Source organism: Paracoccus sp. (in: a-proteobacteria) (assembly GCF_032007265.1).
In the GTDB taxonomy this organism is placed as follows: domain Bacteria; phylum Pseudomonadota; class Alphaproteobacteria; order Rhodobacterales; family Rhodobacteraceae; genus Paracoccus.
Window position 1 is genome coordinate 1 of sequence record NZ_DALZMB010000102.1, and the last position, 13,623, is coordinate 13,623.

Below are 13,623 nucleotides of genomic sequence, written 5' to 3' on the forward strand. Positions count from 1 at the left end.
GGCAGATTGGCGTTGCGCGCCTCTTGCATCAGGGGCACCACCAGATCCGATCCCGGCACCAGCGACACCGGACGGCGCGCCAGGCGCGACAACCAGACAATCGGGTTGCCATCCGCGCAAATCAGGTCATGCTGACTATAGGCCTGACGAAAGGCCGCATCTTCGGGCAAGCGCTGCAAGTGATCGACATTGATCGTGGCCAGTGCAAAGGGTCGGTTTTGCGCAAGGCGCAAGCGAACCTCTTGCAAAAGACTGGCTTGATCTTGACAGTTAACCGCGACGGTAACCCCGTCTTTAAAGCGGAATTGCATCTGACCCCTCGTAACGGCTATCCCTTGAACAGCATGGGTCGCGGCAGGCGCGATTGCAATGTCCACAACGAGGATATGGTTATTCATTCTTTGTCCGTCTTGGCTGGATTTCCGCAATGATGACGCCGCAAGCCCTGATCATGTTGATGGTCTGGCCCGTGGTGGTCGCCATGATTTTCAGCCGGATGCCAAGGGCAAAGGCCATCGTCTGGTCGATCCTTGCAGGTTATTTGGTGCTGCCGCCGGTTGCCGCCATTGATCTGCCGCTTTTTCCCAGTCTGGATAAAGCAATCATTCCCGCGCTTTCTGCCGCATTCTTTTGTTATATCGGAAAAAGCGACGACGAAATTGCGCCGCCTAAGCTAAGCGCTCCGATTCTTGTGCTGTTGGTGATGATGCTGGCGGCACCTTTGCTGACCACTGTGACCAATACCGATACGCTGGTCGAGGGGATCTCGGTCAGGCCCGGTGCGGCTCTTTCGCAAGGGATCGCCGAATCGATGCTGGTCTTTGCGCATCTGTTGCCGTTTTTATTGGGATATTGGTATCTTTCTACCCCGCAAGGCGTCAGCATTCTGGCCCGTGCCCTTGTTACTGGCATGTTGGCCTATTCGGTCCTGATGATTATCGAGGTGCGCCTTTCACCGCAGATGAACGTCTGGATTTATGGCTATTTCCAACATGATTTCGTCCAGACCATGCGCTATGGCGGCTTTCGCCCGATTGTTTTCCTAGAGCATCCGCTTTGGGTGGCTTTTCTGTGTATGACCAGCCTGCTTTGCGCAATTGCGATCACCCGGGTTATGCGTGACAGCAAATGGTATGCGACCTCCGGCTATCTGGGTGTGATTTTGCTGATGTGCAAATCGCTTGGGGTTTTGTTGCATTGCGTTATTGCGCTGCCCTTTTTGTGGTTTGCGCGCCCGCGGCTGATCGTGACGGTTGCGATGTTTCTGGGAATTGCCGTCGTCAGCTATCCGGTGGTGCGCGCGCAACCCTGGATGCCGATCGAGGGAATCGTCGCGACCGCAAGTGGAACCGATGCCGATCGTGGACAATCGCTGGAATTTCGCCTGGTCAATGAAACCCGGCTGCTGCAGCGCGCGCTCGAGCGTCCGGCCTTTGGCTGGGGCGGCTGGGGGCGGCCCCTGATCGTTGATCCGGTCTCGGCGCGGTATGAGACGATTACCGATGGCGAATGGATTCGCCTTTTGGGCGAGCGCGGCATTTTCGGCTTTGTTGCTGAATTTGGTCTGCTGCTTTTGCCAATCATCATGGCTTGGCGGGCATGGCCCCGCAATCGCGGAAAACCCGACGAGGCCGATATGACATTGGCGGCCATTGCCATGATCATGGGGCTGAATATGGTCGATCTGATTCCCAATGCGACCCTGACACCAATTTCCTGGTTGATGACCGGCATGCTGGCCGGAAGCGCGGTTCGCATGCGCCAGGGGCAATATTTCACCCAAACTGAAAATAGTCGGGATAATATCCTGCACAAAAAGACAGTATTTGAGTCGCTGATATAGGCGAAGGTACGCCTGTCCTATATATAGGCCAAGTCACCCGCCGGCCGGTTGTTTTGGTCTATGATGGCGGTACAGTGTTTTTTAGAGGTACTTGATATGTCATTAGATTTCCCGCGCATTGAGGATACCGACATTGCAATTGTCGGCATGGCTGCTCAATTGCCCGGCGCGAAGGATGTATCCGAGTATTGGGACAATCTGTGCCGGGGTGTCGAATCCATCCGTCCGCTTGACGAGGATGCCTTGATCGCTGCGGGTGAAACGCGTGCTAGGTTGCGCGACCCGAATTACGTGCGCTCGGCTGCTGTCCTCGACGGCTTTGATGGCTTTGACGCCGAATTCTTTGGGCTTAGCCCCAAAGAGGCAGCGATCATGGACCCTCAGCATCGCAAGTTTCTGGAAACCTGCTGGCATGCATTAGAAGATGCCGCCCATATGCCAGAGGATTTCAAACGGCCAATCGGCGTTTATGCCGGTTGCGGCATGGGCAGTTATTTCTACTGGAACTTGTGTTCAAACCGCGATCTGGTCGACAATGTCGGGCATTTTCTTCTGCGCCATACCGGCAATGACAAAGATTTTCTTTCCACTCGGGTCAGCCATGTCTTTGACCTGACCGGGCCAAGTATCAACGTGCAGACGGCCTGCTCGACTTCGCTGGTTGCGATCCATATGGCGGCACAATCCCTGTTGTCGGGGGAATGTGACATGGCCTTGGCCGGGGGCGTCACCATCGAGCTGCCACAGGGACGTGGCTATCTCTATAAAGAAAACGAGATCCTTTCGCCGGACGGTCACTGCCACGCCTTTGATCACCGCGCGCAGGGCACGGTGTTCGGCTCGGGGGCGGCGGTGCTGGTGTTGCGGCGCCTGTCGGATGCGATTGCCGATGGCGATCACATTTGGGCGGTCATCAAGGGATCAGCCATCAACAACGACGGCTCGGCCAAGGCGGGTTATCTGGCCCCCAGCGTCGAGGGGCAGGCGCAGGCGATCTCCGAGGCTTTGGTGATGTCGGGGGTCGATTCCGGCTCGATCGGATATGTCGAATGTCACGGCACCGGCACGGCCTTGGGCGACCCGATCGAGGTGGCGGCGCTTAATCAGGCGTTCGAGCGTGTGCCGGGCCCGCGTGCGGCGCCTTGTTATATCGGTTCGGTCAAGACCAATATCGGCCATCTGGATACCGCCGCTGGCGGGGCCAGCCTGATCAAGACGGCCCTTGCGGTCCATCATGCCAAAATTCCGCCCAGTCTTGGCTTTGAACGTCCCAACCCTGCCATCGACTTTGACGGCGGCCCGTTTCAGGTCAACGATCAGCTGCGCTCGTGGGAGACACCCTTGCGCCGCGCGGGCGTGAACTCGCTGGGTGTGGGCGGAACCAACGCCCATGTCGTCGTCGAGCAGCCCCCCGTCATCGCGGCACCCGCACAATCGGATTGGCCGTTTCAGATCATCACGGTGTCCGGGCGCAGCAAAGCCGCGCTTGATGCCAATGCCGAGGCGGTGGCGGATTGGCTTAAGGCCAATCCTGACGTCGATCTGGCCGATCTTTCTTACACGCTTAGCCATGGTCGGCGCCGGTTTGACCGCCGCCGTGTTCTGATCGCCCATGATGCGGCTGAGGCTGCCAGCCAGCTTGTGAGCCCCGATCCCCAGCTGGTTTTCGACCAGCAACTGGTCGCCGAGGATGCCGAGGTCGTCTTCATGCTGCCCGGCGGCGGGGCACAATATGCGGGCATGGCGCGCGATCTTTACAGCACCGAGCCGGTGTTTCGCGAATGGATGGACCGTGGGCTTGACCATATGGCCAAAGCCAGCGGCGAGGATCTGCGGGCATTGTGGCTGCCGACCGAGGATAAGCGCCGGGCAGCCGATGGACGTCTGCTGAAGCCCTCGATCCAGCTTCCTTTGCTGATGATCACCGAATATGCGCTGGCACAGCTTTGGATCAGCTGGGGCGTTCGCCCCGCCGCGTTGATCGGGCATTCGATGGGCGAAAACACCGCTGCCGCGCTGGCGGGTGTGATGTCCTTTGAGGATTGCATTGGTTTGGTGCATCTGCGCGGTCAGCTGTTCGATACGGTTCCCGCAGGTGGCATGCTCAGCATCGAGCTGGATCCGGCGGAATTTGCCACCGAGCTGGCCGAGCTGGAACTGGACCTTGCAGCGGTCAATGCGCCCGGCCTTTCGGTGGTTTCCGGCCCCGATGACCGGCTGGATGCCTTTGCGGCGCGCATGGCCAAGCGCGATATTCAGGTCAATCGCATCGCCATTTCGATTGCTGCCCATTCGCGGATGCTTGAACCGATCCTGAAGCGGTTCCGCGATTATCTGGCCGCAATCACGCTGAATACGCCACAAATCCCGATCATCTCGAACCGTTCGGGCGTGGTTTTGACCGATGCGCAGGCCACCGACCCGGATTATTGGGTCGCCCATCTGCGCGGCACCGTACGCTTTGCCGATGGGATCAATCACCTTGCACGCGTGCCGGGCCGGGTGTTCCTAGAGGTCGGACCGGGACGAGCCATGAAGGTGATGGCGCAATCTCATCCCGATATCAGCGCCAATCAGGTCATCTCGACCCTGCGGCACCGTGATCATGCGGTGGGCGATGATGTCTATTTCATGCTGGGACTTGCCCGTCTTTGGGCTGCGGGCGTGGCAATTGACTGGGATCAGATCTGGGGTGGCGAACAGCGCCGCCGCCTGTCGCTTCCGGGGTATCAATTCCAGCGCAAGCGCTATTTCATCGAGGCGGCTCAGCCAGAAACTGCCAGCGCCACCGAAGAGCTGGTGCGCATTGAGGATCCGGCCCAGTGGGGCTGGCGTCCGGCATGGCGTCTGGCCGCACCGGGCATCGAGATCGGCCCGCATGGCCAGCCCGTGATCCAAGACGCCCATCGCTACCTGATCTTCATGGATGAGGCAGGATTGGGTGAACGTCTGGCCGCCAGACTGATCGCTTTGGGGCAGCAGGTCTTGACCGTAAAGCCGGGCGATCGCTTTCACGACTTGGGCGGCGGGCACTTTACTCTGCCACCCGAATCTGACCGTGAAGGCTATGAGATTCTTCTGGCCGCTTTGATCGGACAAGATCTTGCCCCTGCGCGTATCGTTCATCTTTGGTCCGCCTCGACCGAAGATCAGATCCGCCCCGGCTCTTCGGTGCTTAACACCCGGCTTGAGCGGGGCTTTTTCAGCCTTCTGCATCTGGCGCAGGCCATCGGATCGGAAATGGCCGATGCGAGACTTGATCTGATCGCGGTGACATCGGATGCGCTGTCGGTCGGCTCCGAAGGTGCAAGCCAGCCCGAGAAAGCCACCGCTTTGGGGCCATTGCGTGTCTTGCCGCACGAGGCGGCAGGCGTGCGGACCCGGCTGGTCGATCTGCGTAGCCCAGCGATCCGGCGCAGCACCTTTGGTGGGGTGAAGACCGATGTGGCGGCGCTGGATCTGCTGGCGGGCCAACTGACAGAAGAGGTCCTGTCGCCGCTGACCGGAATCGAGGTCGTCGCCTGGCGTCAAGCGCGCCGTTTTGCCCAAGGGATCGAGGCCGTGAGCCTGCCCGAGGTTGCGGCAAAGGGCGCAGGCGTTACCCTGATCACTGGCGGCTTTGGTGGTATCGGCCAGACGATTGCGCGCGATTTGGCAAAAAAAGGTGGGGCAAAGCTGGTCCTGACCACCCGCAGCGCCATCAATTCCGCCCGCGTGGGCGCGGCCTTGCGCCAGCTTGAAGAGCTGGGGGCCGAGGTCTTGGCGGTACGCGCCGAAGTGACCAGCCCAGAGGATATGCGACGTGCCGTGGACGAGGGGCGTGCGCGCTTTGGCTCGGTCGATGTCGTGCTTCACGCTGCGGGGGTGACCCGTGATGCGCTGATCGCGGCCAAGACGGACGATGATTCATGGGATGTTCTGGCCCCCAAATTGCTGGGCACGCAGGCGCTGATCGCGGCTTTGTCCGATCACCCGGCCAAGCAGACGGTGCTGTTTTCATCGACATCTTCGGTGATCGGCGCTGCGGGTCAGGCCGATTACGTCGCCGCGAACGAATATCTGAACGCGGTTGCGCGTTCGGCGCCGCCAGCCCTGGGACAGGTCTTGGCCGTGAACTGGGGGGTTTGGGCCGATGCAGGTATGGCTGCGCGCGCCGCCGGACTTGACCGCCCCGCCAGTGATGCAATCGCCGCGCCGGTCGGCCGTCCGCTGCTGGATGACAGCCAGCCAATGCCGGGGGGCCGACAGTTCCGCAAACTTCTGAAGATCGAGGATTGGATCATCGGTGGCCACCGCACCGCCACGGGGCAAGCGCTGATGCCGGGTACGGGCTGGATCGAATTGATCACCGAAGCTGCGGTCGAGGCGGGGCTTGCGCTGCCTATCACGATCTCGGATCTAGAATTTTTGCGCCCGGTTCTGGTCGCGGATGGCGGCTCCACCCTGATCACGGTTCGGCTGGAACCCGAAGGCGACGGGCTGCGGGTCAATGTGCTTGACGATCCGCAGGCCGGGGCGAATGTGACCGCGCGCATCGAAACGGCAATCGCCGCCCAGCCCCAAGGGCTGACGGCGCCGACCGACTGGCAAAAGGACGCAAACGGCGCTGCCTTGCGCTCGGCCCAAGACAGCCAGATGCGATTTGGCCAGCGTTGGCAGGTGCTTCGTCGCTATCGTATCGATGGGGGTGAGGGCATGGCCGAATTGGCGCTGGACCCCGCCTTTGCTGGCGATTTGACACAGGGATATATCCTGCACCCAGCTCTTTTGGACATTGCCACGGGCTGGGCGATGGAACTGGTCGAGAGGTGGCGCCCCGATCACCTATGGGTGCCCATGGGTTACAGCGCGATCACCGTGCATGGCCCGATGGGCGGCCATGTGATCAGCCGCATCCGCAATGCTGGAACCAATAGCGCGGCTGCGGGCATGGCCCAATTCGATATCGATCTGGCCTTGCCTGATGGTCAAATTGCCGTTGAAATCCGCGGCTTCTCGATCCGCAAGCTTGAGGGTGGGTTTAGCGCGGCCCCGCGTGCCAAGGTCGAGGCCGGCCGTCCGCTTAGCCCCGCCGAGCGGCGCTTGCATCACAATATCTCGCAAGGGATTCCGGCAGATATTGGCCCCGATATGCTGAAACGTGCGCTGGCTACGGGCTTGCCACAGGTCTTTGTTTCATCGCTTGATCTGCCCTCGTTGATCGCCGAGGCGGCCCTTCCTGAAACAGCCACCTCGAATGAGGGCGGCTTCGAGCGTCCCGATTTGGACGCTGATTTCGTCGAACCCGCGCCGGGGCTAGAGACCGAGATTGCCGCAATCTGGTCCGAGCTGCTGGGTATCGCCCAAATCGGCGCGGCAGATAGCTTTTTCGATCTGGGGGGGCACTCTTTGATCGCGGTGCGCATGTTCGCGCAGGTGAAGAAAAGCATCGGGATCGACCTGCCGATCTCGACCCTGTTCGAGGCGCCGACGATTGCCAAATTGGCCGCATTGATTGCGCCCCGCGTTGCGCCGCGCGACGGAGTGGCGCTGACCGCACCGCGTCTGGTCGAGGCCAGCGAGCAGGGCGACAAGCCCGCGCGCCGCTTTGTCGTCGACATGGGCGGCGCGGACGAGGGGACGCCCTTTTTCATGGTTGCGGGCATGTTCGGCAATATCATGAACCTGCGCCAGCTCGCGCAGCGCATCGGGCCGGATCGCCATTTCTACGGCTTGCAGGCGCGCGGTTTGTTTGGCGATGACAAGCCTCATACCAGCTTTGTCGATGCTGCACGCGATTACTTGGGTGAGGTGCGACAGGTTCAGCCTCATGGCCCCTATCTTTTGGGGGGCTTTTCGGGCGGTGGCTTGATCGCGCTGGAAATGGCGCGGATGTTGCAGGCCGAGGGCGAAGAAGTGGCGCAGCTGGTGATGCTGGATACGCCGCTGCCTTTGCGCCCGGGTCTAAGCAAGCAAGACAAGCTTTTGATCCGCTTTACTGAAATGCGAGAGCAGGGCCCGGCATTTGCCGCAAACTGGGTCAAGAACAAGCTTGGATACGAGCTGTCGCGCCGCCAGCGTGCTCAGGCCGCTGCCCCCGAGGCCGAGGGCGCAGCCTTTCATGACCTCGCAATCGAGGCCGCCTTCCGCGAAGCCCTGCCCAAGGTCGAGCTGGCAAAATGGGACGGGCCGGTTGCGATGTTCCGCCCGCCTTTGGACCGGCGTTTTAAGGTCTCGGGGGGGCGCTGGGTCACCACTGGCCGCGAATATCTGTACGAGGATAACGGCTGGTCTGACTGGATGACGCAGCTGAATGTGATCGAGGTTCCGGGCGACCATGATTCCATGGTGCTTGAACCCAACGTTCGCCGTCTGGCTTCGGTGCTGCGCGATATTTTGCGTGCAGCAGATCAACAGGTCGAGGCACAGGCCGAGGCGGCAGAGTGAAGATGATCGGATCTGATGTGAATACCCCGGTTTTGAATACGATCGTCCTGAATTTCCGGACGCCCGAGCTGTCTTTGATGGCCGTCGAAGGCGCTTTGCGCGAGATGGAAGGGATCGAGGGCGGCGTTACGCTGGTCGATAACGATTCGGGCGATGGATCGCTTGAGAAAATGCAGGCCGAGGCTGAGGCACGCGGCTGGCTGGAAACGGGGCGACTGGCCATTGTCTCGGCAGGGCAGAACGGCGGTTTTGGTGCGGGAAACAACTATGGCATTCGCCGAGGCACGCCCGATGGGCGCCGCGCGGATCTGGTCTATCTTCTCAACTCCGATGCGATTCCGCAGCCTGGCTCGATCCGCGCTTTGATTGATTATCTGAACGCCCATCCCAAAGCAGGCATTGCCTGCTCGCGCATTCGCGGCATGGATGGCGAGCCTCACCATACCGCCTTCCGCTTTCCCTCGATCGGTGGCGAGTTTGAAGGGACGGCCAAAACCGGTCCGATCTCTAAATTGCTGCGCAACAAGATCGTGGCGATGGCGCAGCCGGATCATTCGCTGCAGGTGGATTGGTCAGCGGGTGCCTCGATGATGATGCGGACGCAGATGCTGGATCAGATCGGCCTCTTTGACGAAGGGTTTTTCCTTTACTTCGAGGAAACCGATCTGTGCCGCCGTGCCGCCGACGCGGGCTGGCAGACCCATTACGTCTATGAAAGCGAGATCGCCCATATCGGCTCGGCTTCGACCGGGATGAAGCGATGGTCGCGCGTGCCGGATTATTGGTACGATTCGCGGCGTCGCTATTTCGAGAAACATCACGGCCGTGTCGGCGCATTAGGCGCGACCGCCGCTCATCTTGCGGGTACCGGATTATGGCGCTTGCGCTGTTTGATCCAACGCAGAGACCCCGGCCTGCCTGACGGGCATATAGGGATTTTGACCCGCCATGCTTTGCGCCGTCAGCCAAAGCCAGTCCATTTCGAAAAGGGCCAGCCATGACCGAGTTTTCCGCCGTTGTTATCGGCAATGAATCCCTGATGCGCCATGCCGTCGAGACGCTGATCTCGCGCGGGCATCGTGTGGTGGCCGTGGTGACACGCAATCCCGAGCTGCGCGATTGGGCCCAAGCCACGGGCCTGCGCGTAGAAGATCAAGACGCCCCGCAACCCGCTGATGCGCCTGTGGCTGACTGGCTGTTCAGTGTGGCAAACCTTTCGATTCTCAAGCCTGAAACGCTTGCACGCGGTCGCTTGGGCGCGATCAACTTTCATGATGGCCCGCTGCCACGCATGGCAGGTCTGAACGTGCCGCTTTGGGGCATGATCGAGGGGCGTACAGATCACGCCATTACCTGGCATCTGATCGAAGGCGGCATCGATGAGGGCGATATTCTTGCCTCGCGTCAGTTTCCGATCCGGCCCGATGATAATGCGCTGACGCTGAATGCGCGCTGTTTTGCCCGCGGTGCCGAGGCCTTTGCCGATGTCGTTCAAATGCTGGAAAGCGGCCAGCCCATCCGGCAAAAGCAGGATTTGAGCCAGCGTGGCTATTATGCGCTGTCCAAGCGGCCCGCCGCGGCGGGTGTGCTTGATTTTACCCAAAGCGCGCGTCGCATCGTCGATCTGGTCCGGGCGCTGGATCACAGCGGTTATTGGAACCCGATGACCGAGCCCAAGGTGGTCTTGGCCAATGGTCACGTTGTTGCGGTTCGCACGGCAGATTACGCCGAGGGCTCTGGCACACCGGGTCAGGTTCTGTCGCATGAGGGCGATCAGGTCAGCATTGCGACCTGCGATGGCGCGGTGCGTTTGGTTTTGGCCACCCCGGTCGAGGCCATTGGCGAGACCCTGTCCCTGCTGAGCGCGACTGAGCGTCAAGATCTGGACCGGGCGGCGCAAGAGGCCGCTAAAAGCGATGGTTTTTGGCGCAAACGTCTGGCCGCGATGAACCCCGCGGTCATGCCCGGCACGGCCGAGCCGGGCGCCCCAAGGCAGCGCATCGATCTGGGTCAAATGGCTGGCCCGCATGCGCTGGCGGCGGTTGCGGCGATTCTGGCGCGGCTATCGGGGCAAACGGCGACCGATCTTGCGCTGCGCCCCGAGGGGTTTCAGGGCTTTCGCGGCATTGTCAGCGATTGGGTCCCTCTGGCCGTCGAGGCGGCCCCACGCAGCAGCCTTTCCGCGCTGGCCGACAGCCTGACTGCGGCCCAGGCGCAAATCGCCAAGCGCGGCCCGTTTATGACCGATCTGCTTCACCGCGCGCCCGAATTGCGTGACGCGGCGATGCCCGATCTGGCGATCAGCTTGACCGCCGATGGTGCGACGACCCCATCGGCTTTGCGTGTCACCCTGGCGGATGGGCATGGCTGGATCGATTACGATGCCACCCGCCTGTCGCCTGCCCGTGCCGAACGCACCGCGCAGGCAATCTTGATCGCGGTGGCGCTGCCGCCCCAGACATTGATCCGCGACATTCCGCTTTTGTCGGAAAGCGAGCGGCAAGAGCTGCTTTATACCCGAAATAATACGGCGCGCGCGCTGGAACCTGCCTGTATGCATGATCTGATTGCGGCAACGGCTGCGGCAGATCCCGATGCCGTCGCGCTTGTGTTCGAGGATCGCAAGATCACCCGGGGCGAGCTGGACCGGGCCGCAAATGCCTTGGCCGCCACCTTAGTCAAGCTGGGCGTCGGGCCGGATAAGCCGGTTGGCATTTTCGCACGCCGCTCGCCCGAGCTGGTGATCGGGGCTTTGGCGATTTTGAAGGCAGGCGGGGCCTATGTGCCGCTTGATCCCGATTATCCGGCCGATCGCATCGCGCTATATGTCGAAGACAGCGCGGCAGCGGTCGTGCTGGTCCAGCCGGGGCTGGAAAAAGATCTGCCGCCGCATGGCGCACAGGTCATCACCATTCCCGCAGACATCCCCGCCAGCGCCGAGGCGCCAGCGACCAAGGTGACGCCCGAAAATCTGGCCTATCTGATCTTTACCTCTGGTTCGACGGGCCGTCCCAAGGGCGTTATGATCGAGCATCGCAACGTCTCGAACTTCTTTGCGGGTATGGATGAATTCATCCCGCATGGTCAGGGTGATGCCTGGCTGGCCGTGACCAGCCTCTCTTTTGACATTTCTGTCCTCGAGATCTTTTGGACCTTGGCGCGCGGCATGAAACTGGTCATCGCGGATGAGCAGTCGCGCCTTGCTGTGTCGGGCGCGGCACCGCGTCCGGCGGGACAGCATATGGATTTCAGCCTGTTTTACTGGGGCAATGACGACGGGCCGGGGCCGCAGAAATACAAGCTGTTGCTGGATGGTGCGCGCTTTGCCGATGAGAATGGCTTTGTCGCGGTCTGGACCCCCGAGCGTCACTTTCATGCATTTGGCGGGCCTTATCCCAACCCGTCTGTCACCGGCGCGGCCGTTGCCGCAGTGACCAAAAATCTGGCCGTACGTGCAGGCAGCTGCGTCTTGCCGCTTCACCACCCCGCGCGTGTGGCCGAAGAATGGTCGGTGATCGACAACCTGACGGGCGGTCGGGCTGGGCTGGCGATCGCCTCGGGCTGGCAGCCTGATGATTTCATCCTGCGCCCGGAAAATCGTCCGCCGCAGAACAAACCCTCGATGATCGAAGGGATCGATCAGTTGCGCCGTCTGTGGCGCGGCGAGGCTGTGGGTTTTCCCAAAGGTGATGGCACCAATTTCGACGTGGTGACGCAACCGCGTCCGGTTCAGCCCGAGATTCCCTTGTGGATGACCGTGGCCGGCAACCCCGACACATGGAAAGAGGCGGGCCGGCTGGGCATGCATGTGCTGACCCATCTTTTGGGCCAAAGCATCGATACGGTCGAAGCCCGGATCAAGGACTATCACGCTGCTTTGCGCGAGGCAGGGTATGATCCGGCGGATTTCAAAGTCTCGCTGATGCTGCACACCTGTCTGGCCGCCGATCGCGATACCGCCCGAGAAATCGCGCGAGAGCCGATGAAGGCCTATTTGCGCAGCGCAGCAGCGCTGGTGAAGCAATATGCGTGGGATTTCCCGGCCTTCCGCCGCCCAGAGGGCATGACCAATCCGATGGCAATCGATCTGGGCTCACTGACCGAGGATGAGCTGGACGGGATTCTTGATTTCGCTTTCTTGCGCTATTTTGACGATTCCGGTCTATTCGGCTCGCTTGAGGATGGGATTGCGCGGGTCGAGCATCTGCGCAAGATCGGGGTGGGCGAAATTGCCTGCCTGATCGATTATGGCATCGCACCAGCGCAAGTGGTTGCGGGCTTTCCGCTTTTGGCACAGCTACGTCAGGCAGTTGCCCCGGTCGAGGATGAGCGTGACTTCTCGCTTGCTGCGCAGATCCGTCGTCATGGCGTGACCCATTTGCAATGTACGCCCTCGATGGCGCGGATTTTGGTATCCGACCCGGTGGTTGCGGCGGAAATGGCGCGCCTGAAATGCATCATGGTCGGCGGTGAAGCACTACCACCGTCGCTTTTGGCCGAGCTACGCCGTGTTTCGGATGCAAAAATCCTGAACATGTACGGTCCGACTGAAACCACGATTTGGTCAACCGTTGCAGATCTGTCTGGCGATGCCGAGGTTACACTGGGCCGCCCAATCGCGAATACCCAGGTCTATGTCCTTGATAGCGAAGGAAACCCTGTGGCTCCGGACGGGCAGGGCGAGCTGTGGATCGGTGGGCATGGGGTAACGCGCGGCTATTGGCGGCGCGACGATTTGACCGATGCCGCCTTCCGGCCTGATCCCTTCGTTCTTGCACAAGACGCCGCGCCTGCGGGGGCGCGCATGTATAAGACCGGCGATCTTGTGCGCTGGCGCGAGGACGGTTTGCTTGATTACATCGGCCGCGCCGATCATCAGATCAAGCTGCGCGGTTTCCGGATCGAGCTGGGTGAAATCGAATCGGCCCTCTCCGAACTTGGCGGTGTGCGTGAGGCGGTGGCGATCGTGCGCGAGGACACCCCCGGCGATCGCAGGCTGGTGGCCTATGTGACCGGCCAATCCCTGGATGAGGCGCGGATGCGCGAGGCGCTAATCGAACGACTGCCCGCTCATATGGTGCCGGGGCGGATCGTGGTTCTGGAACAGATGCCGCTGACGCCGAACCGCAAGATCGATCGCAAGCAATTGCCGCTGCCGGGCGGAACGGTTGTGCGGGCGGTTCAGGTGACCTCACCCAAACCGGTGGCTCCGCCGGTCGTGGTTCCGGCCACAGCCGCACCCGAAGCGGGTGGCGACAAAGATAAGGCGGCCAATAGCGCGGCATTGGCGCAGTCCATTACCCGGATTTGGTCCGAGACCTTGGGCGTCCCGAACATCGGATCGCGTGACAATT

General features: G+C 61.1%; 5 protein-coding genes. 4 read left to right on the top strand and 1 reads right to left on the bottom strand.

Features of this window, described 5'->3' with window-relative positions:
- The coding region (locus RTS12_RS16950; RefSeq protein ID WP_409455703.1) for a WecB/TagA/CpsF family glycosyltransferase at positions 1-311 on the bottom strand (311 nt) is incomplete at its 3' end.
- Positions 312-427: 116 nt separating this feature from the next.
- Between RTS12_RS16950 and RTS12_RS16955 the strand changes: the two genes are divergently transcribed.
- The 4 genes from RTS12_RS16955 to RTS12_RS16970 form a co-directional block, all read left to right on the top strand.
- Entirely contained in the window at positions 428-1,843 is a 1,416-nt protein-coding gene (locus RTS12_RS16955; RefSeq protein WP_312530613.1) for a hypothetical protein, read from the top strand.
- 96 nt (positions 1,844-1,939) lie between these two features.
- Positions 1,940-8,269, top strand: a complete 6,330-nt coding sequence (locus RTS12_RS16960; protein WP_312530615.1) for an SDR family NAD(P)-dependent oxidoreductase — start codon at positions 1,940-1,942, stop codon at positions 8,267-8,269.
- A 2-nt stretch (positions 8,270-8,271) separates the two neighbouring features.
- A complete protein-coding gene (locus RTS12_RS16965) occupies positions 8,272-9,270 on the top strand; it encodes a glycosyltransferase family 2 protein (protein ID WP_312530617.1) in 999 nt (332 codons plus the stop codon).
- The coding region (locus tag RTS12_RS16970) for a MupA/Atu3671 family FMN-dependent luciferase-like monooxygenase (protein ID WP_312530619.1) at positions 9,267-13,623 on the top strand (4,357 nt) is incomplete at its 3' end. The genes RTS12_RS16965 and RTS12_RS16970, both read left to right, overlap by 4 nt.